Origin of the sequence: Actinokineospora sp. PR83 (genome assembly GCF_021056305.1) — a bacterium.
GTDB lineage: Bacteria > Actinomycetota > Actinomycetes > Mycobacteriales > Pseudonocardiaceae > Actinokineospora > Actinokineospora spheciospongiae.
The window spans coordinates 16950-38935 of sequence record NZ_JAJCXD010000010.1 but is presented as its reverse complement, the minus strand read 5'-3'; the positions used below and the strand labels follow the sequence as shown (position 1 = coordinate 38935).

Annotated in this window: 22 protein-coding genes, 1 tRNA gene and 1 pseudogene; 10 read left to right on the top strand and 14 right to left on the bottom strand. The window is 71.6% G+C overall.

Annotation, left to right across the window (positions count from 1 at the left end; genetic code table 11):
- The first annotated feature begins 34 nt into the window (after nucleotides 1–34).
- Both sbnB and L6E12_RS35260 read left to right on the top strand, forming a co-directional pair.
- Entirely contained in the window at nucleotides 35–1096 is a 1062-nt protein-coding gene (sbnB, locus tag L6E12_RS03125; RefSeq protein WP_236226345.1) for a 2,3-diaminopropionate biosynthesis protein SbnB, read from the top strand.
- A 194-nt stretch (nucleotides 1097–1290) separates the two neighbouring features.
- Nucleotides 1291–2334, top strand: coding sequence for a LuxR family transcriptional regulator (locus L6E12_RS35260; RefSeq protein WP_236226344.1), 1044 nt, complete (start codon nucleotides 1291–1293; stop codon nucleotides 2332–2334).
- 11 nt (nucleotides 2335–2345) lie between these two features.
- On the opposite strand, the gene L6E12_RS03115 is transcribed toward L6E12_RS35260, so the two are convergent.
- Nucleotides 2346–2525, bottom strand: a complete 180-nt coding sequence (locus tag L6E12_RS03115; protein ID WP_236226343.1) for a hypothetical protein — start codon at nucleotides 2523–2525, stop codon at nucleotides 2346–2348.
- A 396-nt stretch (nucleotides 2526–2921) separates the two neighbouring features.
- Here L6E12_RS03115 and L6E12_RS03110 point away from each other — a divergent pair, with 396 nt between their 5' ends.
- The 3 genes and pseudogenes from L6E12_RS03110 to L6E12_RS35255 all read left to right on the top strand — a co-directional run.
- Entirely contained in the window at nucleotides 2922–3107 is a 186-nt protein-coding gene (locus tag L6E12_RS03110) for a hypothetical protein (RefSeq protein WP_236226342.1), read from the top strand.
- 175 nt (nucleotides 3108–3282) lie between these two features.
- Nucleotides 3283–3885, top strand: coding sequence for a LuxR C-terminal-related transcriptional regulator (locus L6E12_RS03105; RefSeq protein ID WP_236226341.1), 603 nt, complete (start codon nucleotides 3283–3285; stop codon nucleotides 3883–3885).
- A 141-nt stretch (nucleotides 3886–4026) separates the two neighbouring features.
- Nucleotides 4027–4432: pseudogene (locus tag L6E12_RS35255) on the top strand (helix-turn-helix domain-containing protein); the annotation flags it as partial.
- A gap of 471 nt (nucleotides 4433–4903) precedes the next feature.
- Here L6E12_RS35255 and L6E12_RS03100 read toward each other — a convergent pair.
- From L6E12_RS03100 to L6E12_RS03085, 4 genes are all read right to left on the bottom strand, one after another.
- A complete protein-coding gene (locus L6E12_RS03100; protein ID WP_308074021.1) occupies nucleotides 4904–5563 on the bottom strand; it encodes a transglutaminase-like domain-containing protein in 660 nt (219 codons plus the stop codon).
- A 429-nt stretch (nucleotides 5564–5992) separates the two neighbouring features.
- Nucleotides 5993–6487 (bottom strand): hypothetical protein, encoded by a 495-nt coding sequence (locus L6E12_RS03095; RefSeq protein ID WP_236226339.1) that lies wholly within the window; start codon nucleotides 6485–6487, stop codon nucleotides 5993–5995.
- A 76-nt stretch (nucleotides 6488–6563) separates the two neighbouring features.
- Nucleotides 6564–6743 (bottom strand): hypothetical protein, encoded by a 180-nt coding sequence (locus L6E12_RS03090; RefSeq protein ID WP_236226338.1) that lies wholly within the window; start codon nucleotides 6741–6743, stop codon nucleotides 6564–6566.
- Nucleotides 6744–6893: 150 nt separating this feature from the next.
- Nucleotides 6894–8093 carry an MFS transporter gene (locus tag L6E12_RS03085; protein ID WP_236226337.1) on the bottom strand — a complete coding sequence of 400 codons (1200 nt, stop codon included), beginning with the start codon at nucleotides 8091–8093 and terminating at the stop codon, nucleotides 6894–6896.
- A gap of 120 nt (nucleotides 8094–8213) precedes the next feature.
- Here L6E12_RS03085 and L6E12_RS03080 point away from each other — a divergent pair, with 120 nt between their 5' ends.
- Complete coding sequence (locus tag L6E12_RS03080; protein WP_236226336.1) at nucleotides 8214–8405, top strand: hypothetical protein; 192 nt, start codon at nucleotides 8214–8216, stop codon at nucleotides 8403–8405.
- A 49-nt stretch (nucleotides 8406–8454) separates the two neighbouring features.
- Here the strand turns inward: L6E12_RS03080 and L6E12_RS03075 are convergent, their stop codons facing one another.
- Nucleotides 8455–10044: an ABC transporter permease gene (locus tag L6E12_RS03075; RefSeq protein WP_236226335.1), complete on the bottom strand. Its 1590-nt coding sequence runs from the start codon at nucleotides 10042–10044 to the stop codon at nucleotides 8455–8457.
- Nucleotides 10041–10931, bottom strand: a complete 891-nt coding sequence (locus tag L6E12_RS03070; protein ID WP_236226334.1) for an ABC transporter ATP-binding protein — start codon at nucleotides 10929–10931, stop codon at nucleotides 10041–10043. Before L6E12_RS03070 ends, L6E12_RS03075 begins: the two co-directional genes overlap by 4 nt.
- A gap of 67 nt (nucleotides 10932–10998) precedes the next feature.
- Here L6E12_RS03070 and L6E12_RS03065 point away from each other — a divergent pair, with 67 nt between their 5' ends.
- Nucleotides 10999–11463 (top strand): GbsR/MarR family transcriptional regulator, encoded by a 465-nt coding sequence (locus L6E12_RS03065; protein ID WP_236226333.1) that lies wholly within the window; start codon nucleotides 10999–11001, stop codon nucleotides 11461–11463.
- A 74-nt stretch (nucleotides 11464–11537) separates the two neighbouring features.
- Here the strand turns inward: L6E12_RS03065 and L6E12_RS03060 are convergent, their stop codons facing one another.
- The 3 genes from L6E12_RS03060 to L6E12_RS35645 all read right to left on the bottom strand — a co-directional run bounded on the left by L6E12_RS03060 (nucleotide 11538) and on the right by L6E12_RS35645 (nucleotide 13553).
- Nucleotides 11538–11936 carry a hypothetical protein gene (locus tag L6E12_RS03060; protein WP_236226332.1) on the bottom strand — a complete coding sequence of 133 codons (399 nt, stop codon included), beginning with the start codon at nucleotides 11934–11936 and terminating at the stop codon, nucleotides 11538–11540.
- Nucleotides 11937–12064: 128 nt separating this feature from the next.
- On the bottom strand, nucleotides 12065–13420 hold the full coding sequence (locus L6E12_RS03055; RefSeq protein WP_236226331.1) for a dicarboxylate/amino acid:cation symporter: 1356 nt from the start codon (nucleotides 13418–13420) through the stop codon (nucleotides 12065–12067).
- 49 nt (nucleotides 13421–13469) lie between these two features.
- Nucleotides 13470–13553 carry a putative leader peptide gene (locus tag L6E12_RS35645; RefSeq protein WP_374201831.1) on the bottom strand — a complete coding sequence of 28 codons (84 nt, stop codon included), beginning with the start codon at nucleotides 13551–13553 and terminating at the stop codon, nucleotides 13470–13472.
- A gap of 1128 nt (nucleotides 13554–14681) precedes the next feature.
- On the opposite strand from L6E12_RS35645, the gene L6E12_RS03050 reads away from it, so the two are divergent.
- The 3 genes from L6E12_RS03050 (at nucleotide 14682) to L6E12_RS03040 (ending at nucleotide 16364) form a co-directional block, all read left to right on the top strand.
- Nucleotides 14682–15119: a hypothetical protein gene (locus tag L6E12_RS03050; protein WP_236226330.1), complete on the top strand. Its 438-nt coding sequence runs from the start codon at nucleotides 14682–14684 to the stop codon at nucleotides 15117–15119.
- 21 nt (nucleotides 15120–15140) lie between these two features.
- Nucleotides 15141–15386 carry a hypothetical protein gene (locus L6E12_RS03045; RefSeq protein ID WP_236226329.1) on the top strand — a complete coding sequence of 82 codons (246 nt, stop codon included), beginning with the start codon at nucleotides 15141–15143 and terminating at the stop codon, nucleotides 15384–15386.
- 888 nt (nucleotides 15387–16274) lie between these two features.
- A tRNA-Ser gene (locus L6E12_RS03040) sits at nucleotides 16275–16364 on the top strand.
- Nucleotides 16365–16415: 51 nt separating this feature from the next.
- Here L6E12_RS03040 and L6E12_RS03035 read toward each other — a convergent pair.
- From L6E12_RS03035 to L6E12_RS03020, 4 genes are all read right to left on the bottom strand, one after another.
- Entirely contained in the window at nucleotides 16416–17525 is a 1110-nt protein-coding gene (locus tag L6E12_RS03035; protein ID WP_236226328.1) for a DUF2786 domain-containing protein, read from the bottom strand.
- Between the two features lie 150 nt (nucleotides 17526–17675).
- The gene (locus tag L6E12_RS03030; RefSeq protein ID WP_236226327.1) at nucleotides 17676–17834 is read right to left on the bottom strand and encodes a hypothetical protein; all 159 of its coding nucleotides are present in this window, start codon (nucleotides 17832–17834) and stop codon (nucleotides 17676–17678) included.
- A 40-nt stretch (nucleotides 17835–17874) separates the two neighbouring features.
- Complete coding sequence (locus L6E12_RS03025; protein WP_236226326.1) at nucleotides 17875–19290, bottom strand: aminopeptidase P family protein; 1416 nt, start codon at nucleotides 19288–19290, stop codon at nucleotides 17875–17877.
- 163 nt (nucleotides 19291–19453) lie between these two features.
- A complete protein-coding gene (locus L6E12_RS03020; RefSeq protein WP_374201829.1) occupies nucleotides 19454–21877 on the bottom strand; it encodes an endonuclease/exonuclease/phosphatase family protein in 2424 nt (807 codons plus the stop codon).
- Nucleotides 21878–21986: the final 109 nt, after the last annotated feature.

Genomic DNA, 21986 nt, shown 5'->3' with positions numbered 1-21986 from the left:
CGAACCCCGATCACGAGCACTGGGAGACCCACACATGACAGCGACCGCAGAACCGACGGCCGACCCGACCCCGGCCCCCGCCGGGCCGCGCGTGCCGCAACTGCGGGTCATCGGCGCGGGCGAGATCGCCGCGCAGGTCGACGCCGACCGGGAGGGCGCGCTCGCCGCCGTCCGCGACGCCTACCTGGCCCACGACGACGGCACCACGGTGAACCCGCACAGCAGCTTCCTGCGCTTCCCCGACCGCCCGCGCGACCGGATCATCGCGCTGCCCGCCTTCCTCGGCGGCGACCGCGAGATCGCGGGCATCAAGTGGATCGCCAGCTACCCCGGCAACACCGAGCACGGCATCCCCCGCGCCTCGGCGATGCTCGTGCTCAACGACCACGGCACCGGCTACCCCTACGCCGTCCTCGAGTCGTCGATCATCTCCGCCACCCGCACCGCCGCGTCCGCCGTCCTCGCCGCGCAGGCACTGACCGGGGGCAGGCGCGCGGGCCGCGTCGGGTTCGTCGGCACCGGCCTGATCGCCGACAACGTGCGCAAGTTCTTCCGCGACCTGGGCTGGGAGGTCGGCGGCTGGCGGCTGTTCGACACCCGCCGCGCCAACGCCGAGCGGTTCGCCGCGGCGATCACCGCCGACGGCATGGGCGAGGTCGAGGTCGTCGACGACGTGTCCGGCGCGTTCACCGGCTGCGACGTCGTGGTGCTGGCCACCGTCGCGGGCGAGCCGCACCTGGGCGACCCGGCCCTGCTGGCGCACAACCCGGTGGTGCTGCACCTGTCGCTGCGCGACCTCACCCCGGAACTCGTGCTGGCCTCGACCAACGTCACCGACGACGTCGACCACGCCGTGCGCGAGCGCACCTCGCTGCACCTGGCCGAGCAGGTGGCGGGCAACCGGGACTTCGTGCACGGCACGATCAGCGACGTGCTGCGCGGGCGGTTGACCCCTGAACCGGGCAGGCCGGTCCTGTTCTCCCCCTTCGGGCTCGGCGTGCTGGACCTCGCGGTCGGCGGCTGGGCCTACGACCGCGTGCTCGCCGGTGGCGGCGGCCAGGCCGTGCCGGACTTCTACACCGGCGCCGTCGGCTGACCCGCGTCCCATCGACCCGGGACCCCTGCCCGGGGTCCCGGGTCAACAGCGATCACCGGCCGGGACGACCCCTAATTCCCCGGACTTGCGCACCCCGCGGCTGATACGGTTCGGCCGGAGTACCACCGCGGGCTGCCCGTCCCGGCCGACGGCGAACACCGGCCTCCCGGCGAGCCCTGCACGCAGGGAGAGCTGTGGCTGACAACGAAGACGTTGAACTGGGCGCCGACACGGGGCTGGGCGCGGGGAACCCGCTGGACCCCGACCTCGTCGCGGTGTACCAGGTGCTGCTGGAGGCACCGCTGACCACAGAGGAGTGCTCCGACCTGGTCGGCAGGCCGCTCACCTCCGAACTGGAGCGGCTGGCCGCGATGCGGCTGGTGCGACCGTCCCTGGTGGAGCCGGGGCGGTGGGAGACCGTGGCCCCCGACGCCGCCATCGCCGCGATCCTCGCCCCCGTCCAGGCCCGCGCGCACGCGCTCGCCCTGCACAGCGACGCCGTCCGCAAGACCCTGGGCGGCCTGGAGACGCTCTACCAGGCGGCCTACCGCAAGCAGTACGCCCAGTCGAGCACCGAGATCGTGCGCGGCGGCGACCAGGTCCGCCAGCGGCTCAGCGACCTGGCCACCAGGGCGACCCACGAGGTGGTCGCCGTGCACCCGACGATGGCCCCGGTCGAGGTGTTGCGCGCGGGCCTCGAACTCGACCGCGGCCTGCTCGACCGCGGCATCGACTACCAGGTGGTGTGGCCGCACTCGGCGCGCCGCCAGCAGGACGCCATCGACTACATGCGACTGCTGCGCGACCTCGGCGGCACCGTGCGCACCGCGGCGATGCTGCCGTCGCGGATGATCCTGCTGGACCGCTCGGTCGCGCTGATCCCGCTGCCCGCCGAGGAGGGCCCCGGGGCGGCCATCGTCCGCGACCCGGTGGTCCTGGACTTCATGGTCCGCATCTTCGAGCACATCTGGGAGCGCGCCAGGCCGGTCGAGGAGATCTGCTACGACACCACCGTGTTCGGCGAGATCGAGCTGGCGATCCTGCAGGACCTGGCGGGCGGGCACACCGACGAGGCCATCGCCAGGCGGCTGGGCATCTCCACGCGGACCCTGCGCCGGTACCTGACGACGCTGTTCGAGCGCCTGGGCGTGGAGACGCGGTTCCAGCTCGGCATCGCGGCGATGCGCGCCGGGCTCATCCAGGAGGAGGACGAGGGACCCGGCTCCCCGTGCCCCTGACGCCCCGCGGCTCAGTCCGGGTGCACCCAGTAGGGCAGCGGCGGCTCGTGGCCCGGATCGGACACCCGGGCGGGCTCGACCGCCTCACCACCGGTCCCGGCCACCCCGTTCTCGGTCTCCGCCTCGAAGGACGGGGTGCTCCCGACCTGCACGTCATGGCGACTGCGCGCCCGACCACCGAACCCCGACACCGCTGACTCCTCACCTCGTGGCCGCCCCGACGCCGGCCCCGTTTCCCATCATCGGGGACGGGTGCGCGGTGTGCGCCCGGGCGCCGTGTCTGGTCGAGGACTGTCCGCTTCCGGTCGGGGCGGGCCACGGCCATGACCCGTTCGGCGGAGTGCGCGGGGCCGTTCGGGTGTGCGAGAAAGGGTGTCCGGCAGTTACCGGCCATCCTTTCCGAATTTGTTGCGCGCGGCACCGATCACGCTGGCCAGAATTTGACACGGCCTGACCCGGTTCGGACAGGTGAATCACCTGCCAAACCGCGGCAGCATGCGGTTGATTGGTGACAGCGCCCCGAGCCGCACACCGCCAGCGGAAAACCGGACCAGGGCACAGAGCAACCGCCACGAGAGGAACACCCCATGCGCCGCCTGCTGTCCGCCATCGCTGTCGCCGCCGTCGTCTCCGCCCCCGCCGCCGTCGCGTTCGGCCCGGACCTGTTCGCCCAGCCCGAGGCGCCGACCTCGACCGATGCGCCGCAGAGCGCCGGTGTCGAAGGCGGGCTGACCGTCGTGCTGCCCCTCGGCCTGTTCTGGCCGAACGCCTGAGAGACGACCCGCGGGCCGCAACCGACCTGCATCGAAAAAGCGGACGCAATTCCGCGCGGAAAACCCGCCGTACAGGCGGTTGAATCCAACTGTTCACCGAATGTCAGGGGGAACGATGACGGAAACACTCGACCACCCGGTGGCTTTATCCGGGCGACCCTCGATTCCGGCCCAGGTGCGAGAGCGCTTTCCCGCCCCGGGTCTCGGCGCGCTGACCCAGCGCGTGCTCGTCGGCGTCAGCCGGGAGATCACCGTCCTGGCCACCACCTACCGCCCGGGCGCCCCGGAGTTCTCCCGGGAGGTCGCCGAGACCATCCTGCGCCGCGGTGGCACCGTGCGCGTCGTCCTGGCCACCGACCTGCTGGCCGTCGACGCGGTCTCCGACCACGCGGGCTGGCTGGCCGCACGCGGCGCCCCGCCCCGCACCGCCGACCGCGTCCCCCTGCACACGCTGCTGATCGACGACGACCTGGCCGTGGTGACCGATCCCACCGGTGAGCGCTTCGTCCGCGAACCCGCCCGTCTCGACGCCCTGCACGCGACCGCCGAGCGGCTGTGGGCCCGCGGCGTCCCCCTGGCCCACCTGCCCCGCTCGCGGCCGCGCACCGAACAGGTGCTGCGCCTGCTGGCCGAGGGCCTGACCGACGAGGCCGTCGCCCGCCGCATCGGCGTCAGCGTGCGCACCGTCCGCAACGACATCGCCACCACGATGACCGGGATGGACGCCCACAGCCGCTTCCAGGCCGGGGTCCGCGCGGCCCAGCTCGGCCTGATCTGAGTCCCGCACCCTCGACCGGCCCACGCGTTCCGCGTCCCCGCCACCGGCTGCCTGAGCAGGTTGACTGAAGTTGTGTCTGCGACCCACGTGGATTCCCTGCGAACGTGAGATACCCCGTCGGGTTGGAACCGGTCACCACACCTGGACCAACCCGACGAGACGACAACAAGTACGCGCCCGGCGCACACCTGCGCCACCCTGCCCCTGCACAGCACCACGACCTGTTCACCGTCCCGCGCGGACACGGGCGAATCGCCGCCCGCATCGTCATGATCCCGCTGTCCGCAGCCGCGACGAGCGCCGCCGAGATCGCCGACCTGCCGCACCACAACCCGGTCACCGTTCGGCGGTGGATCGACCGACACACCCGCGAAGGCCTCGACGCACTGCCAGACGGGCCCCGCAGCGGACGACCCGCCTGGGCAGCTCCCGCTTCGGGCACCGCATCCGCACCCTGCCGCACACCCCGAAAGCCTGGACCACCGCCCGCCTCTGGCGGGCCGCCGGACAACCCGGGATGAACCCGCGCACCTTCCACCGGCGGCTGCCGACCTCACCAGAGCGCTATCCGTCGGGCAGGATCAGGCGGCCGCCGAGGGAGAAGGGGGCCAAGGCCGAGAGCGTGTTCGACAGCGGCGGTGAGGGCGGCGCTGGCACGACCCGTATCCCGGCAGCGCGTGCACACCCCTGGCCGCCGCCGCCCGGCGCACCACTCCGACTCGTCTCGCTGACGACCTGGTCGGCGAACTGGATGTCCCCAAGAACCACTGTTGGCGGCCGTTCCAGCTCGCCTTCGACCTGCTCAACCTGGCGCCTGCTGACCATCCAGCAGTTCGAGCGCGCCGCCACGCCGATCTGCGCCGCCGAAGTCCTGCGCCGCGGTGACGAGGCCAAGTGGAAGACCGAGTCGTTCCGGCTGGGGCTGTGGGTCGGTGGTCGGGTCACGCCCAACCGCACCGACGACGCCGCCGAGTGGGCTGCCGAGGTGCACAGGCCCAGTGGTCGGGTGCGGCTTCTGTCAGCTGAGGACGACCAAGTCGTCGGGGTTGTCGGTGGGGAGGGTGGGTTCGGCGGTGACGGTGATGGAGGTGGAGAGGAGGTCTGTGTTGTTGGGGGTGGTCAGGAATGCCGTGTCGGCGGCGTCGCGGCCGGTGGCTATGCGGAGGAGGGATTGGCGGGGGGCCAGGTGGGTGGCGTCGAAGACGTGCCAGCGGTCTTCGATGGCTGCTTCGAAGACGGCGTGGAAGTCCATGGGGGAGAGGCCGGGGGCGTAGACGGAGACGAAGCGGGCGGGGACGTCGACGGCTCGACACAGGGCCACGCACAGGTGGGCGTAGTCGCGGCAGACGCCCTGGGTGAGGAGGAGGGTGTCGACCGCGTCGTCGGTGGGGCCGCTGGAACCGCCCACGTAGGACAGGTGTTGGGCGACGTGGGTGACTATGGCGCGGACCTTTTCCGCGTTGTCGGTGCTGGTGCCGATGATGCGGGTGGCGTAGCCGCCGAGGCGGTCGGAGGGGCAGTAGCGGCTCGGGCGCAGGTATTCGATCCGCTCGGCCTCGGTGACCGCGGCCAGTTCGACCTCGGCCACGCCGGTGCCGTACCGGTGTGCCGCTCGGTAGCGCAGGGTCAGGTCGCCGGGGTTCGCGTCGACCACGTGCAGGCGGGTGCCCTGTGGCATCGCCACCACTCGCGGTGGACCCGGTGCGCCTTCCACCAGCAACTCCTCGTCCCCGGGGGGTCCGGCGGCGGCCACCGACACGGTGACCGGGCCCGACTGCGTCAGGCGCAGTCGTAACTCGACGTCGATTCGGCAGATTTCCAGCATTCCTCCATCATCGGGTAACGGGCACCTTCCCGCCTAGACGCCACCGCTGCCACCACGGCTGCCGGACCACCACCACGCTGCCGCTGCCACGCCATCACCACCGCTGCCGCGCCGCGCTGGCGCCGCCATGCTGCTGCCGTGCTGTCGCCGCGCCGCTGCGGTGAGATGCGTGGGGGGCACTGGGCCGGCATGGTGGGTGGCTGGTGTGGTGGGGTGCCCTGGGCGGGAAGCTGTTGCAGCGGCGGGAAAGCGGCGAGGTGGGTGGGGGAGTGGTGGGGTGGGTCAGGTGTCGTCCACGGCGGGGATGGCGTCTCGGCCGACCAGGGGTGCTGTGGTTTCGGTGAGGAGGCGGCCGCTGACGTCGGGGTCGCAGGTGAGGCGGGGGAGGCGGGCTCGGATGGCGGCGGGGGTGCGCTGGTGGGCGGTGGCCAGGGATCGGATGACCTCGGTGGCCGGGTCCGTGGGTGGGTGGGACAGCCAGGCCTCGCGGAGGGCGGTGTCCTCGTCGGGGGTCCAGCGCTGGTTGGCGTTGCCGACCGCGCTGCGGCGGGGGCGGCGTTTCTCGAAGCCCGCGATCGCCGTGAGGGACTGGTGCAGGAGGCGGGCGGATTCGGTGGCGCCGCCCGGGGGGAGGGTGAGGGTGCCCTCGGCGACCTTGGTGCCCGACTCGTCCTCGCCGGTGAGGTCGATGGCCAGGGCGCCTTCGGCGTCGGCGTTGACGGTCAGGGTGTAGGTGATGTTCCGGGCGGTGCTGGTGTACTCCAGGGTGAATGTCATGGGGGAGAAGGTAGGGCGGTTCGCGGGATCGCGCGAAAAGTTGTCCACAGGGTCTTGACAGGGGCTGGGGACGGCGTCAGGGGTCTCGGCGGTGGCGGCCGACCTCGTGGGGTTCGTCGTCGGTGTCCAGGGGAGCCGGGGGGCGGTTGCGCTCCTCGCGGAGGATGGTGTCGAGGGTGTGGTTCGCGCGGCGCAGCCGCCAGACCAGGAACACCACGACCGCTGTCGCGGCCAGGAGCCACAGTGCTGTCGTCACCCTGCTCACCGCCTCAGCCGTTACTCGTGGTCCCGTCTGGTACCCCCCAGGTTCCCATTTCATTCACAGGGGCGCACCCGTTCGGCGGCACTTGTTTCCCTCCGGGGGATGGATTCCGCCCGTATGGGTGAGTCGGATCTACACGGTGGGTCAGGTGGGGCGGGGCATGGTCTCGCGGGCGGGCAGCCAGGCCAGCACCGCCGCCACGACCAGGAAGCCGGAGGCGGCGAACGCCACCCGGTAGGAGAAGCCGTCGACGAGCAGGCCCGCCGCGACCGGGCCGATGATGGCGCCCAGGTCGGCGGCCATCTGGAAGGTGGCGAGGACCTGGCCGCCTCGGGCGCCGGTGCCGATGACGTCCGCCACGGCGGCTTGCTGCGGGGGTGTCAGCACGCCCGTCCCCAGGCCCGCGACCACCGTGGCCAGCAGGAACTCCGGGACGGTGGTGGTGTACCCCACCCACACCATCGCGCCGCCGGACACCACGAGGCCGATCAGCACCAGCGGTTTGCGCCCCCACCGGTCGGACAGCCGCCCGGACACCAGCAGCATCACCACGTTGCCCGCCGCGAACACCGACAGGGCGGTGCCCGCGAACGCGCCGTCGCGCTCCAGCACCTCGACGATGAACAGCGGCATCAGCGATATCCGCACGCCGAACACCGCCCAGCCGTTGGCGAAGCTGGACACGAGGGCCGCCCGGTAGCCGCTCACGCGCAGGGCGGCGCGCAGCGGGAACGTCGGACCCCGGTCGTCGCCGTGGGTGATCAGGGTCGACCGGCGGAGCAGGAGCCACACGAACGCGATGGCCACCAGCAGCGAGACCGCGTAGACGAGGAACGGGGCGCGCACCGAGATGGTGATCAGGCTGCCGCCGACCAGCGGGCCCGCCACGTTGCCGAGCAGGAAGCTGGTGCCCCACAGCCCCGAAGCCCGGCCGCGCAGGGTGGGTGGGGTGAGGTGGATCAGCAGGCCGACGCCGGAGACGGTGAACATGGTGGAGCCGGTGCCGCCGAGCGCGCGGAAGACGAGCAGGTGCCAGTACTCGGTGGCGAACGCGCAGGCGCCGGTGGAGACGGCGACGACCAGCAGGCCCCACAGGTACACCCGGCGCTCGCCCAGCCGGGTCACCAGGCGCCCGCCGACCGGGGCGAAGGCCAGCCGGGCGACGGCGAACGCGCTGATCACGATCGAGGCCGCCGTGACGCTCACGTCGAAGCCGCGCGCGAACGTGGGCAGGGCGGGCGCGACCAAGCCGAACCCGACGGCGATGACGAAGTTGGCGGCGACCAGGACCCACACCTCGCGGGGCAGGGTCCGCGTCGCCGCGGTCGTCGGTGCCGCGCCCACGCTGGTGCTCCCATCCCTCGGCCGGGAAAACTATATGCCCGATCGGCCCGCGGACTGTCACGACGGGTGTGGTTGGGGGTACCTGGCAGGAGTCATCCCCCGAATGAAGGAATCCCCACGATGTCGGAACCTGTCGAGACCATCCAGGTCGTCTCCGTGCTCGCCAAGCTGGCCGAGGCCGAGCGGGACGCCCGTGAGCTGTCCACGGACGAGTCCTACCGCGCGGGCCAGGCCGCCGGGTTGGAGCTGGCCCAGCGCATCGTGCGCGAGCTGGCCGGGCTGCCGGTCGAGGCCGACTCCGGCCGCGTTTGACCGAACCGACCGGGGCGGGCACCCCCCCCGAAAGCCCGCCCCGGTCCGGTCAGCCCACGTCGCGCCTGCGGAAGGCGGCGAGCCCGGCGACCACGGCGAGCACCCCGATCGCGGTCAGCCACACCAGCGGCGTCGCAGGCACCCCCGGGCCGGGGACCTTCGGCACGTGGGTGAACGGCGAGACGTCGAGCACGGCCTGGCCCAGGTTCAGCGCGGGCCCGAACAGCCCGATGCCCACGACGACCCCGACCACGGCCCAGGACCCCGCCGCGGACAGGGTCGGCAGCAGCCCGAACAGCAGCGCGGCCGCCCCGGCGACGACCCACACCGCGGGCAGTTGCGCGATCGCCCCGCCCACCGCGTGCCCGAGCTGGGTGTCGAGGTCCCCGGCGCGCAGGCCGTGCGCCAGCCCGGCGCCGAGCCCGGCGGCGGTGAGCAGCAGCGCCGACCCGAGCAGCGCGAACACCAGGTGCGCGCCCATCCAGGCGGTCCGGCCGACCCCGGCCGTGAGCACCGGTTCGGCGCGGCCGCCGGTCTCCTCGGTGCGCAGCCGCAGCGCGACCAGGACGGCGTAGACCGCGACGACCATGCCGAACACGCTGCCGATCAGCGCCAGGTAGGTGTCGACGATGCCCTGCGCGCCGCCCATCCGCTCGAAGATCCCGCGCACCTGCTCGCTGTCGCCGAGCAGGCCGCCGATGCCGTCGGCGATGGAGCCGAAGACCGCGCCGATGACCGCCATGGCCACGGTCCAGCCGATCAGCGCGCCGCGCTGCAACCGCCAGGCCAGGCCGAGCGGTCCGCGCAGCGAGGGGGGCGCGGTCGGCGGTCCCGGCCGGGTGGGCAGCAGACCCGCGCCCAGGTCGCGGCGGGGGAGCAGCAGGTACCCGACGGTGCCCACGACCACCGCCACGAGCAGCGGGATGAGCAGCACCCACGGCCGTTCCCCGGCGAACGGGCGGGCCAGTTGCGCCCAGGACAGCGGGGAGAGCCAGGACAGCCAGGACGCGCCCGGGCTGGAGTCGCCGACCGCGCGGAGCAGGAACGCCACGCCGAGGACCCCGCCCGCCAGCCCGTTGGCCGACCGCGAGTACTCGGTGAGCTGCGCGGTCACCGCGGCGACGGCGGTGAACGCCAGCCCGGCGCCCGCCATGCCCGCGCCGAAGGTGAGCGAGCCCGCCGCGGGCAGCCCGGCGCCGATCATGGTGACCGCCTGCACCGCGCCGATCACCGCGCTGGTGCCCGCCGCGACGGCGACCGCCGCGGTCAGCGCCGCGTACCGCCCGACCACCGCGGACCCGAGCAGCTCCAGCCGCCCGCTGTCCTCCTCGGCGCGGGTGTGCCGGGTGACGGTGAAGACGGCCATGAGGCCCAGGAACAGGGCGAGGAACACGCCGTAGCGCCAAGCGGTGAACCCGCCGGGCGTGGTCAGGTCGAACGCCTTGCCGTAGATCACCGCGATGGACGGGTTGCCGCCGCCGCTGGCGTTGAGCGTCGCGCGGGAAGCGGCATCGGGGTACAGGCCCTCGTAGGTCGAGACGGTGCCCACCGGGAGGAACCCGAGCAGCAGCACCCAGATGGGGAGCATGACCCGGTCGCGGCGCAGGGCCAGCCGGATCAGCGCGCCGGTCCCGGTCATCGGCCGGACTCCTGGTAGTGGCGGAGGAACAGCTCCTCCAGGGTCGGCGGTTGGCTGGTCAGCGACTTCACCCCGGACGCGGTCAGCGCGCGCAACGCCCGGTCGAGGTCGGAAGTGTCGACGTCGAAGCGGACCCGGTTGCCCTCGGCCTTGAGGTCGTGCACGCCGGGCAGCTCACCGATGCCGTCGGGCGGGCCGCTGAGGTCGGCGGTGATGCTGGTGCGGGTCAGGTGCCGCAGGTCGGCGAGCGTGCCGGTCTCCACGGTGCGGCCCGCGCGGATGATGCTGACGCGGTCGCAGAGGGTTTCCACCTCGGCGAGGATGTGGCTGGAGAGCAGCACGGTGCGGCCGCGGTCGCGCTCCTCGGCGACGCACCGCTGGAACACCGACTCCATCAGCGGGTCGAGCCCGGAGGTGGGTTCGTCGAGGACGAGCAGGTCGACGTCGGAGGCCAGGGCGGCGACGAGGGCGACCTTCTGCCGGTTGCCCTTGGAGTAGGTGCGGCCCTTCTTGCGGGGGTCGAGGTCGAAGCGGTCCAGCAGTTCGTCGCGGCGGCGCCGGTCGAGGCCGCCGCGGAGCCTGCCGAGCAGGTCGATGACCTCGCCGCCGGAGAGGTTCGGCCAGAGCGAGACGTCGCCGGGGACGTAGGCGAGCCTGCGGTGCAGCTCGGTGGCGTCGCGCCACGGGTCGCCGCCGAGCAGGGTGACCTCGCCCCCGTCCGCGCGCAGCAGGCCCAGCAGGACCCTGATGGTGGTCGACTTCCCGGAGCCGTTGGGGCCCAGGAAGCCGTGCACCTCCCCCGTCCGCACCGACAGGTCGAGACCGTCGAGCGCGCGGGTCCGGCCGAACGACTTGACCAGGCCGGACACCGAAATTGCCGTTGTCATGATTCACAACGTACTCGTATTTCACAACTTTGTGAATGTTTTGAGGGGGATAAGGTAGGCTGATGGGGTGAGTGAAGACGCGGTGGCCCAGTTCGTCGAGCGCCTCGCCCTGCTGATGGCCGAGGCGGGCATGGCGCGGATGCCCGCGCGCGTGTTCGCCCGCCTCCTGGTGACCGACTCGGGGCGGATGACGGCACCGGAGCTCGCCGCCGCCCTCCAGGTCAGCCCGGCGGCGATCTCCGGCGCGGTGCGCTACCTCGACCAGGTCGGACTGGTCACCAAGGGGCGGGTGCCGGGGGAGCGGCGCGACCACTACCAGGTCGGCGACGGGGCCTGGGTGGAGGCGATCGTCAACCGGGACAAGCTGCTGGTGACCTGGGCGTCGACGATGGCGGAAGGGGCCGGGGTGCTCGGCCCCGGCACCCCGGCGGGGGAGCGGATGGCGCAGTCGGCCCGGTTCTTCGACTTCCTGCAGCGGGAGATGGTGGACCTGATCGACCGGTGGCGGGCCGAGGAGGCCGCGCGGTCGTGATCAGCTCGCGGCCTGCTCGCCGAACGCGCGCACCAGGCGGGCGCGGGGTCGCGCGGTCCAGCGGTTGACCGGGGTCAGCCGCCGGGGCAGCTGTTGTCGCCGCCGCTGTGCTCCTGGCACACCGCGGGGCCTCCCGGCTCGAACGCGGGTCCGGCCGGGGCCGGGGTGTGCGGGCGGCTGCCGAGCCACACCAGCAGGACGGCGACGAGGAAGGTCGTGAAGAACCCGGCGAACCCGCCGCGGCGCAACCACACGGCCAGCACCAGGCCCGCCGCCGAACCGCCGACGCCCAACCAGAAGGCGGCGAACAACCACCCGCTACCCGTCTCCCAGTCCGCGGTCGCGCTGCCGAACAGCCGGACCGACTCGCTCACGCCCGCCAGCGCCAGCCACGGCACACCGATGAGGACGCCGGTGGTGAGCAACGCCAACAGCAGGTGCGGCCACACCGGCTCGGTCTCCACTTCACCCATCCGACCAGTCTGACCGAGCGGTGCCCTCGCAGGCGCCGTTCCGCGTTGTCGGCACGTGATCCCGGTACAACGACGGAAGCGGTCGGCGTCCCGGGGACTCCGAGAACGTCGACCGCTTCCGTGGGACCTCAGACGAGCGCCGGTTCCCTGGTCTCCTGCTCCAGCAGGGGCGGGGTGCCGGGGGCGTTCAGGACCTCGTCGTCCAGCAGGTTCTCCGAGCGGGCAACCAGGACCGGGACGGTGATCTGGCCCGCGACGTTGGTGGCGGTGCGGATCATGTCCAGGATCGGGTCGATGCCGAAGACGATCGCCACGCCGGTCGCCACGACCTCCGGGGGGAGGCCGATGGTGCTCAGGGTCAGCGTCAGCATGGTGAACCAGCCGGTCGTGCCCGCCGTGGCGAACGCGCCGAACACGGCCACGGCGACGATGCCCGCGTACTGCCAGAAGCTCAGCGAGACCCCGAACAGGTTGGCGATGAAGATGGTGCCGATCGCCGGGTACAGGGCGGCGCACCCATCCATCTTCGTGGTGGTGCCCAACGGGACGGCGAAACCGGCGTAACCGGGTTCCACACCCAGGTTGACGGCCGTCTGCCTGCTCAGCGGCAGCGTCGCGCCCGAGGAGCGGGAGACGAAGGCGAACTGCAACGCGGTCCAGGCCTTGCCGAAGAACTTCACCGGGCTCACCCCGCCGACGGTGCGCAGCAGGATCGGGTACACCACGAACAGGACCAGGAGCGCGGCCACGTACACCGCCGCGATGAGCGAGAGCAGCGGCTTGACGAACTGGTTGCCGTAGGTGGCGAAGGCGGTGCCGATCAGGCCGAGGACGCCGAGCGGGGCGAGGCGGATGATCCAGCCCAGCAGCTTCTGGATGATGTCGAACGCCGAGCGGTTGAACGCGACGAACGGGGCGGCCTTCTCGCCCAGGGTGTAGGTGGCGATGCCGACCAGGACGGCCACGAACACCACCTGCAGGATCTCGCCCTCGGTGAAGGCCGAGAAGATGTTGCTCGGGACCAGGCCGTTGAGCACGGTCAGCCAGTCGCCCTGCGCGCGGTCGGCCAGCTTCTCCACGGTGGCCGCGCTCGGTTCGACGTCGACCCCCTTGCCCGCGCCGCTGATCAGGCCGACGGCGATGCCGATCAGCACCGCGATCAGCGAGGTGATGCCGAACCACAGCAGCGTCTTGCCGCCGAGCCGGGCGGCGGTGCGCGGGCCGCCGAGGCCGCGCAGGCTGTTGATGCCGACCACGATCGAGGTGAAGACCAGCGGGATGACGGTGAACTGCAACAGGCTGGTGAACACGTTGCCGATGGTCTTGAGCGTGGTCGTCAGCCAGGCGGTGTCGGTCTGCTTGGCGACGAAGCCGAGGACCGCGCCGAGCACGAGGCCCGCGAGGACCGCCAGGCCGAAGTACAGGCTGCGCCGGGAGCCGGATCGCGGCTCGCGGGTCGCCGCCGTGGGCACGTCTGTGGACATGGGTGCTCCAGGGGAGGGATGAGGCAGGGGTGGGGTGGGCGGGTCCGGCTCAGCGCGGACAGAGCGAGCTGGCCTGCCGCCGCAGATCGACGTGCAGGCGCTCGGTCAGCGCGGTCCCCCGGAAAGTGCTCATCACCGTGAGCCAACCAGTTGTTCGGTGAATTACTTCCGCCGAGCGGTCGAGACTGCCGTCACTCCCACGAGGTGGAACACCGCAGGTGGTGCCGGGTCGTGCGCAGTCGGTAGTGGTTGAGCCCATCACGGCGGGGCACCTGCCCAGAGCCGTGAAGTAATCTCAATACCCGGATTGTGGGGTGCACTCGCATCACCCCCGGGCCGACACTGGTCGCCCTGGGACTCGGTGGTCTCCCCGTCTCGCAGACGGGAGCGGCGGTCGCCGTCTCCGGCCCCACCCTGCTCCCTGGAACGTTCTTCGGCGCCAACAGCGAACTGCGCGTGGCCAACGACTCCGGCGTGCTCGTAGGCGAACTGGACTACCGGCTCACCCTCTGGAAGGGCGGGCGGACGACGGTGCTCACACCGTTGCCCCCGGGGGGAGCATGCCCGATTCGGTGCGATGAACAACCGGGACGAGTCGCCGCCGTCGCCTTCCCCAGTGCGGAGCGGATCGCGACCAAATGCACCGCGTCGGGCACCTGCGCCCGCTGCCCGAGCTGCCGGGCACGATCACGTCCGAGCCAACGGCCATCAACGACGCGGGTGTGGTCGTGGGACGGGCGGAGGTGCGCGTGAGCCCGTCGGAGATCATGAGGGTCGCCGTGGTCTGGCGCGACGGCGCGGTGGAGGAGCAGGCGACGGGTCGGCCCCGCAACACCTACCGCTTCGACATCACCGGGATCACCGACGTCGGCTGGTCATCGGGATCAGCGGGTACTCTCCGCCCATCCCCCTGTCTTCCAGGTGGTCGCGGGCGACCACCTGGAAGATCAACCGCCGATCGGAGTCGCCGCCTTGGCGGAGTGGCGGACGACCACCGTCGGTTCCCCGCATAAGCTCAAAAATTTCTCGGTAACAATCGGAAATTGCAAACAGGTGCAAACAGAATTTACCACGAATGACTAAACTTTGGGCTAAATGAAGTGAGTCGCAAAGGGGTTATTTGGTGTAGGTTTTGAAAACCGGTTGCGATGCCTCCGAGTTTGTCGAGGGCTTGCTCGTACGTCAGATTTTTTCGATTGACGTACTTCCGGGTCTTGGGGTGGTTCTCCATTGCTCATGTCTGAGGGGTCAGTTCTTTGTAGTGAAGAGATTTGGCCTTGTTGTCGCTCTTGTGGCCGCGGTGACATCTGGTGGAGCGGGTGTCGCTGTTGCCGAGGCGCAGGCCCCGATCGATGGAGTGCGGGTTGCGGAGAAGGTGTTCTCCTCGGCAAACCCGAAGGTTGTGTGCGACTCGCTGTCGGGTGCCGAACGGGAGGCGTTCGCCGCATCGACGACGGTGGCGAAGTCGGAGGCCCGTGTCGTCGGCAAGGGGATGGGTGTCAACGCGAGTATCACGGTGAATTCGATAGAAGAAACGATGTCGGTGCAGGGGTGCTGGGAGGGTCGAGGGGTGGCCCAGTACTACTTCGTCCTAGGCGTCGGCGGCTGGGACGTCCAGCACCCCACGACCTGCCTGCAGGGTCGGGTGAACGCGAACGGCGTCGACAAGTTGGCGTCGCTTTCCTGCAACATCGGTTGAGAAGTGTGAGACACTGAGGTCATGGCTGCCGTTGAGGGTAATGTCCGAAACGGTGTCGCTGGTTCGACATTTGCCATTATCTGTGGCGCACTGGGAGTCTTGTTTTCAGTGGTTTTGACTTTCTCTTACCCACTGATTGCGCCAGTGGTCGCTCTGGCCGCCGTCGGCGCGCTTGCGTTCTTCGGTGCGCTTGTCATCGACCTGGGGCTGCTCAGCACCGGTAACACAGTGACAACCACCGAGGGTCCCATTTCGACCAATCGGTGACATGGTCATCAGTCGGCATTCCCTGATTTTTCTGGGAATGCCGACTGGTGTGTTCGCGTCAGTCGGCATCGGAGAACCGCATTGCGGCCAACCGGAACGCACCGCTCGCGCTCGTCGAACGAATGGGATTCGAGTAGGGCAGCCTGCTTCCGCGACATGCCAGTACTGCTCGGCACGCCGCCACCGTGCGTTCGGCATCGACCCACGACACACGGGGGTGGCCGACGCTTGTGGGCCTGAGTACCAGGTCGGATTGCGGAATCCATCGGAAGCGAGAGGCCCGCGTGGCTCGGTCGCCGCGTGCTTGCCCCGACGACGACCTCACCTCGCTGACGGTCCTCGACGAGGTGACCCACTTGAATTCGCGCCGCGCTTGCCGTAGTTCCTCGACGTGAGCACTTGGCCGGTGTCGACGTTGTGCTCGCCGCGGTTGACTTGCTCGCCGAACAGCTTCCGGTGCCGTGGAGGGCTGACAAGCGCCGCCCGGCAAGGGCGGAAGTGGGTACGTCGAGGCGTGCTCAGCGACTGCGCAGGGGGAAACCTCGGCCTGGTCCGCTACCACCGACGGCAGGGGTGACTCGTGGTGCGGCGCCGCCGCACCCGCGCAAGCCGGACGAAATCACCGTGCGCTCGCTCGTCCGGCAGCGAGGCAGACCGGCCTTGTCGACATAGTGACCGAGGCTGAGCACCAAGGCGACTGATCGCCAGCGCACCTCGTGCCAGCCCGCCCCTTCCCGGAACGCAACAGCCCGTGGCGTCGCTGACATGTTGCTTGTTCCTGCGACAGACGCTCCAACAGCGTTCACGCTGAGCGTCGTGCCTACTGCATGTCCCCGCCGCCGACCCCCGCTCCGGGTGGTCAGACCCCCCTCCGGTAAGCTCTCCGGCGGAGGATTCGCATAGTGGCCTAGTGCGCACGATTGGAAATCGTGTTGGGTGTTAAAACCCTCGGGGGTTCAAATCCCCCATCCTCCGCCAGCGCGATCCGAACGCCGGTCACCCCCTCGGGGTGACCGGCGTTCCGGCTTTTCAGCTGGCCACGCGGGGGCGGGGTGGGGTGAGGTCGGCGAGGGTGGCGGCGGCCTGGCCCGCGCTCCAGCCCGAGGTGTCGCTGATGGTGGAGCGGCGGACGCGGATGCCGGGGAACATGGCGGCGAACTTGATGTCGACGGCCTGCCTGCGGCGGCCGAGGACGGGCACCAGGCGGGTGTCGCCGGAGATGGCCTCGGTGGTGGCGGTGGTGAGGCGGGTGCGGATGCGGTGGGCGTAGCCGGTGAGGAAGGCGTGCCGGAAGGCGCGGGTGCGGGCCGGGGTGCGCTTCATCGCCTGGGTGGCCTGGACCTGCAACGAGGTGGACAGGAGGGCGGTGATCTCCAGGTCGGTGTGGTGGCCGACCAGGGCGACGCAGCCGAGTTGGGCGTAGAAGACGGCGCGGCAGCGGTTGGCGGTGGCCACGGCGTCGACCAGTTGGGCCTTGGGGCCCTGGTAGGGGCCGGTGAGCCAGATGCGGTGGGCGGAGGCGTCCTGGGGTCGGTCGTCGTGTTCCAGGACGGCCTGTTCGAAGGCGTGGCGGGCCATGAGTTCCTGGGCCTTGGTGGACAGGGCCTCCGCCTCGTCGGGGTACGGGGTGGACTCGGCCTTGGCCAGGAGGGCGCGGACGCGGGCCAGGACGCGGCGGTCGACGCCGTGCGCGCCCGGGGTGGTGGTCGTGGGGGTGCCGGGGGCGGGGATGAGGTGTGGGAGTTGCGGCAGGACCATCAGGGCGGCCAGCAGTTCCACCGCCAGGGCCAGGGAGTGCTCGGTGAACTCGGGGGCCGGGCGGTCGGCGACCCCGAGGTCGAGCAGCTGGGCGCGCCAGGTGGGGTGCAGCTCGCGGGTGGCGTAGCGCTCGCCCTCGTGCGCGATGGCGTCCAGGAGCAGGTCGCGGACGGGCTTGGGGGCGACCGCGGCGACGTCGGCGGGCAGCCAGCCGCGACCCCACAGCAGCTCCAGGGAGTGGGCGAGGGCCATCATCGCGGCGGCGCCCGCGGTGGGCAGGCCGCGGGCCGCCACGTCGCGCACATACGTCGGGACCGGGCGGCGGTCGCCGCCTGCGAGGACGACGGCGGCCTCGGTCAGCCGGGCCGCCAGCACCGCCACCGAGCTCCGGGTCCCTCGATCATATGTTCGCATGGGGGACATGGTGCACCCTCGGTACGACAAAAGTCGTCCAACCCGGGGTTTTCCCTGGTGGACGACTTGTCCGGGCGTGTCCCCGGTGGGGCCGCCGGGGCGGCCCCACCGGTGCGGCTACTCCGCGTCGTCCTCGGCGGCGGCGTGGTCGGCCTGCCCCGGGTTCGGGTCCCGGGCGAGGTCGATCAGCGGGTGGCGCTCGGCGCCCTCCTTGGCCGCGTGCCTGCCGGTGGACTCCCCGTCGCCGTTCTCCGCGGTCGCGTGCTCGGTCGTCACGACATCCCCTTCTTGTCTCCCCTTCTGACAGGGGGCGACATTACCCCTGGTGGGACCGGGTCCACTCGGTGAGAGCGTCCGGTGTGGTCGGCAGCGCGGCCGAGAGCACCTCGGCGCCGCCCGGGGTCACCACCAGGTCGTCCTCGATGCGGACGCCGATGCCGCGCAGCTCCGGCGGGACGGTGAGGTCGTTGGGGTGGAAGTACAGCCCGGGTTCCACGGTGAGGGCCATCCCGACCTCCAGCTTGCCCTCGTTGTACGCCGACTCCCGCGCGTTGGCGCAGTCGTGGACGTCGAGGCCCAGCAGGTGCCCGATGCCGCAGCAGATGTAGCGGCGGTGGTGCTGCCCGTCGGCCTCCAGCGACTTGTCGACCGAGGCCGGGAGCAGGCCCCAGTCGTGCAGGCCCTCGGCGAGGACGCGCATGGCCGCGGTGTGGAAGGCGCTGTAGTCGTTGCCGGGGCGCACCTCGGCGATGGCGGCCAGGTGGGCCTCGTGCACGAGGTCGTAGACCTGGCGCTGCGGGCCGCTGAACTCCCCGGAGACCGGGAAGGTGCGGGTGACGTCGGCGGTGTAGAGGGTGTTCACCTCCACCCCGGCGTCGAGCAGCAGCAGGCCGTCCTCGGGGACGGGCCCGTCGCAGCGGGTCCAGTGCAGGATCGGCGCGTGCGGCCCGGCGGCGACGATGGAGGTGTAGCCGGGGCCGTTGCCCTCGGTGCGCGCCCGGCGGTCGAAGGTCCCCTGGAGCCAGCGCTCGCCGCCCCGGCGCACGGCGGTGGGCAGTTCGCGGGCGACGTCTTCGAACCCGAGGATCGTGGCGTCGACGGCGTTGCGCAACTGGGTGATCTCCCAGTCGTCCTTGGTGCGGCGCAGTTCGGAGAGGACGGTGCGCAGGTGGCCGCTGTGCTCGCCGACCTGGGCGTCGAGGAACGGGTCCACGCCCTTGGCGGCGAGGACGCCGGGCAGTTGCCCGCGCAGCGACCGGGGCAGCTCCTCCAGGGGGCGGCAGGCGATGCCCAGCGCCTCCGCCCAGTCGGCGAGGCGGGGGACGGCGCCGATCCACAGCTCACCGTCGCGGGAGCTGGCGAAGAAGTCGGCCTCGCCGGGGCCCGCGGGTTCGCGCAGGTGCAGCACGGCGTCGTGCCCGCCCTCGTGCGGGACCATGACCAGCACGGCGCCCTCGGCATAGCAGCCGGTGAGCCAGGCGAAGTCGCTGTCGGCCCGGAAGGTGTAGTCGGAGTCGTTGGCCCGGACCGGGGCGTGGCCGGACGCGACGGCGATGCGCGCGCCGGGGAAGGCGGCGGAGAGCCTCGCCCGGTGGGCGGCGGCGGCCTCGGCCGCGCCCGGGACGGTGGTGACCCGGCGGTCGGCCGGTCCCCAGTCGCCGCGAACGAAGTCGCGGAAACCCCGCGCTTGCACCAGCTTCGACGGGTCGCGCCGAGCAGGGCGGTCGATCATCCTGGCACCCCTTCACTTCCGATGTGGCGCCAGCTTAGGTCGTGGTGTCCCCGAGCGGGGTCGGAACCCCGCTCGGTGGCTCCGCACCGCGCGGTCGGGGTGCGCTGAGCAGGCGGACGGGCCCGCACCGGCAGCGGTGCGGGCCCGTCCGGCGTTGCGGGGACTACTTGTTCGGCCAGGGGATGCTGGTCGGGTGGAAGCGCACGACCTGGGGGTCGTGGTCGCTGGCCTGGTCGGCGAACTCGGCGTTGATGTGGACGACGTCGTAGTCCGGCTTGAGGATGAACGGGCTGGTGAGGATGTGGTCCAGCACCTGGGAGTTGCCCTCGAAGACGTAGCTGTACCGCTCGTTCACCGGCAGGGTGTCGATGAGCGTGCGCAGCGCCCTGCCGTCGGTGAGGCGGGCCAGCGCGGGGGAGAACTGGTAGTCGTTGAAGTCGCCCAGTGCCACCACGTTCGCCAGCGGGTCGGCGGCCAGGAGCTTCTTGGCGAAGTCGTTCACCAGGGCTGCCTGGGCGGTGCGCTGGGTCTCGGAGCTGCGCGCGGGCGGCTGGTTGCGTCCGCTGAGCGGCTGGTCGCCGCCCTTGGAGTTGAAGTGGTTGGCGATGACGAACACCGGATGGCCGCGGAAGGAGAACTCGCCGACCAGCGGCTTGCGGCTGGAGTTCCACGCCGGGTCCGCGGGGGCGATGCGGCCGGGGGACACCGAAAGCTGGGCCTGGAACGGGAACCTGCCCTTCACGACCTCGACCGGTGTCGTCGCCGTGCCGCCCGGTCGGTCCACGAAGGACACCCGGGCCGGGTCGAACAGGAACACCACCCGGATGTTGCCGCCCGGCTGACCGCCGTCCGCACCGTTGACCGGGTCGATGAGGCGCCACTGGTAGCGGGGGCCGCCCGCGGCGGCGATGGCGTCGGTGAACCGGGTGAGGGTCTGGTCGGCGGCGACCACGCCGTCGTCGGCGGGACCGCTGTTGTCCTGGATCTCCTCCAGCGACAGGACGTCCGGGGCGGCCAGGTTGCCGACCACGGCCGAGGCCAGGCGGTCGAACTTGGCCTGCGTGTCCACAGGGGACAGGTTCTCCACGTTGTAGGTGGCGATGGCGAGTTCGCCGGTGCGCTTGGCGCGGGTCACCTCGGGCTTGAGGCCGTTGGACTTCAGCGCGCCCAGTTCAGTCGCCTGGATGACGTACCCGCCGAAGCTGCTGAAGTCGACCGGACCCACTGTGGCGCCGGACAGCACGTCGCCGACGTCGCCTTGCGGGAACGGGCGCTGGGCGAACGGGATCAGCGACTGCACCTGCACGCGACCGCTGTTGGGCTGGTCGTAGCCGGTGTAGACCGTGCCGCCGCGCGCGGAGCGGTTCTGGGTCGGCTTGGTGGTCACCCAGATCTCGTTGTAGTCCGAGGTCGGCGACACGAACCGGGCGTCGTCGACCCGGACGCGCATCCCCTCGCGGGACTCCCAGAAGTCCAGCGCGAACGCGGCCGGGTCCAGGGTCAGCGCCTCGATGCCGCCGCCCGGGCTCGGCGCGTACGCGGTGGGCACGGTGTCCGGTCCGAGGACCTCGGCGGCGGGCAGCGGGTTGCCGCTCGACGCGACGGTCCAGGTGGCGCCGGTCAGTTCGGTGGTGGACTGCTGCACCGAGGCGGTGGGCGAGGCGTCGGGGTAGTACTCGTCGACGGTGCCGGTCGCCGACACCGCGTCGCCCACGGCCACCGCCGGGGTGGTGGAGCCGGTGAAGGCGAACAGGCCCTCGCTGGTGGCGGGGTCGGCGTCGGGAGCGGTGTCCTGGAACCAGAAGCCCCGCGCGGAGCCGAACGCGCGGACAGCGGTGACGACCCCCGTGACGCCCGAGACCTTCTTGCCGTCGAACGGCGACAGGCGCGTGGTGCCCTGGACCTCGTGGATGCGCGCGACGACGGGCGGCGGTCCGCCGTCCCCGGGGGTCTCGCCCTTGGAGTTGGTGGGCGACGGCGTGCCGGTGGGGAAGTCGGTGGCGTTGTCGTCGGTGTCGGTCAGCGCGGCGCGGGCGGCCGAGGTGGTGTTGGAGGGGTTCGCCGTGGGGGCGGTCTCGAACACCTTGGCGGCGCTGCCGTAGCCGACGAGGTCGCGGACCCGCGGGTCGGCGCCGCAGTCGGCGGGGGTCTTGCAGGTCAGCGCGGCGGTGCCGTCGACCAGGGCGACGATCCCGGCGGTGCCGGACAGCGGGATGGTGCCGGTGGCGTCCGGGGTGGGGAGTTCGACGGTGCCGCCCGCGCCCTTGGCCTCGGCGACCAGGTAGCGCCCGCCCGCGGGCAGGGCGCCGGTCAGCGGGGTGACCTGCCAGGAACCGGTGGCACCGCTCGAGAGGTACTGCACGCTCCAGCCGTCGAGGGGGACGGCTGCCGCGCCCGCGTTGGCGAGTTCGACGAAGTCGCTGGTCAGGGTGGCGCCGGAGTTCCCACCGCCGCCGTAGACCTCGGCGATCAGGGCGTCGGGACTCGGCGCGGCGGTGGCGGTCGGGGCGGTCGCGGTGGCGATCAACCCGACCGACACCGCGGCCACACCGAGTCGCGCCAGCGGGCGGCGCGCGGTTGAGCTCACGAGGGGTCCTTCCTCCCGGGACTGTGCCCGCATCCTTGCCCGGATGGGTGAAAGGGGAAAGACCAACGACACAAGGATCGGGTAATTTTGCTACCGGAAGTGACACCCA

Coding starts and splice junctions, on each gene's coding strand:
- sbnB (WP_236226345.1), top strand. CDS start 35: ATGACAGCGACCGCAGAACCGACGGCCGACCCGACCCCGGCCCCCGCC.
- L6E12_RS03110 (WP_236226342.1), top strand. CDS start 2,922: ATGCGCCGCCTGCTGTCCGCCATCGCTGTCGCCGCCGTCGTCTCCGCC.
- L6E12_RS03100 (WP_308074021.1), bottom strand. CDS start 5,563: ATGCCACAGGGCACCCGCCTGCACGTGGTCGACGCGAACCCCGGCGAC.
- L6E12_RS03095 (WP_236226339.1), bottom strand. CDS start 6,487: ATGACATTCACCCTGGAGTACACCAGCACCGCCCGGAACATCACCTAC.
- L6E12_RS03080 (WP_236226336.1), top strand. CDS start 8,214: ATGTCGGAACCTGTCGAGACCATCCAGGTCGTCTCCGTGCTCGCCAAG.
- L6E12_RS03075 (WP_236226335.1), bottom strand. CDS start 10,044: ATGACCGGGACCGGCGCGCTGATCCGGCTGGCCCTGCGCCGCGACCGG.
- L6E12_RS03070 (WP_236226334.1), bottom strand. CDS start 10,931: ATGACAACGGCAATTTCGGTGTCCGGCCTGGTCAAGTCGTTCGGCCGG.
- L6E12_RS03060 (WP_236226332.1), bottom strand. CDS start 11,936: ATGGGTGAAGTGGAGACCGAGCCGGTGTGGCCGCACCTGCTGTTGGCG.
- L6E12_RS03055 (WP_236226331.1), bottom strand. CDS start 13,420: ATGTCCACAGACGTGCCCACGGCGGCGACCCGCGAGCCGCGATCCGGC.
- L6E12_RS35645 (WP_374201831.1), bottom strand. CDS start 13,553: ATGAGCACTTTCCGGGGGACCGCGCTGACCGAGCGCCTGCACGTCGAT.
- L6E12_RS03045 (WP_236226329.1), top strand. CDS start 15,141: ATGGCTGCCGTTGAGGGTAATGTCCGAAACGGTGTCGCTGGTTCGACA.
- L6E12_RS03025 (WP_236226326.1), bottom strand. CDS start 19,290: ATGATCGACCGCCCTGCTCGGCGCGACCCGTCGAAGCTGGTGCAAGCG.